This is a genomic window from Methanosarcina sp. 1.H.A.2.2, assembly GCF_000979975.1.
Lineage (GTDB): Archaea > Halobacteriota > Methanosarcinia > Methanosarcinales > Methanosarcinaceae > Methanosarcina.
Window position 1 is genome coordinate 1 of the sequence record NZ_JJQL01000035.1, and the last position, 955, is coordinate 955.

The following is a 955-nucleotide window of genomic DNA, read 5'->3' on the forward strand; positions in this document are numbered from 1 at the left end:
GAGAATTAGATTCTTAGAATCTGATTTTCAAATGAAGTAAATACTCGAAGGAAGCCCCTTCCTCAGCAGGTGATAGCCTGACAGGGAGGGGTAGTTCACTGAAACGTCAATAAGGAGAAGATTTAGGAGAAGATTTTCATGCCGATAATAAACACATCTCAAGGAGTAGGAGGAATCCTGAATAGTTTCAGGGGCCTTGTCGAAGGAGCAGAAAAGATTACTTTTGTTGGAACTCCGGGCTTCTGCACCCCTTTTGCCGAGCTTCTGGGTTTTGTGGTCAGGGACAGGAAACTTGCTTTTATTCCCACCCTTGACTTTGAAAAAGCCAGATCAATCTCCATGACTCCTGAGGGGATGCAACTTGGCGAACCCATAGACGCCCATGCTGATGTGGTTGTCCTGCTCGGCGGGCTTGCGATGCCAAAGATCGGCACCGGGCCTGAAAAAGCTAAAGAAATCGCAAAAAAGGTTCTCGAAGGCTCGGCTAAAGGAAAAATTATCGGAGTCTGTTTCCAGTCGATGTTTCTGCAGCAGAAATGGGATGAGGTTATCAACTTTGATTATATCATTAATGCCGATCTGGCTGTTGAAGTGCTTCAAACCTGAAACCACAAAATGTGGGAAATATAAAAATAATACTGCTTAAAGCAGTTTACTTACTGCTTAAAAGCGGTTTTTAACAAATAATTTTTTTCCATTCTTTATTATCGAAGCCAGATCTTATCGAAGCCAAATATTGCTGATTTTCAGGTGATCCCTTATTTTTCAGGTGATCTTTAGGAAGAGAAGGGCAGGAAAAGGGTTTAATTCAATTTTCAGAGAATTGATAGAGTTTTTCTTTTTCTGAGTTTCTGTCTATCAGACTTTCCGCAGATCTCGGATTATTATTCAGGTATTTTTATTGGAAAACTGTAAATAATGTAACTTGCTATTGAATTTTTGAATTTTTATGCAC

At 40.2% G+C, this 955-nt stretch carries 1 protein-coding gene; it reads left to right on the forward strand.

What is annotated here, in order from left to right; translation table 11 throughout:
• Positions 1-138: 138 nt before the first annotated feature.
• Complete coding sequence (locus tag EO93_RS05175) at positions 139-606, forward strand: DUF2124 family protein (protein ID WP_048131222.1); 468 nt, start codon at positions 139-141, stop codon at positions 604-606.
• The last annotated feature ends 349 nt before the right edge of the window (positions 607-955 follow it).

Bases quoted from the DNA above. Each gene is read 5' to 3' on its own strand.
- EO93_RS05175 (WP_048131222.1), top strand. From the start codon at position 139: ATGCCGATAATAAACACATCTCAAGGAGTAGGAGGAATCCTGAATAGT.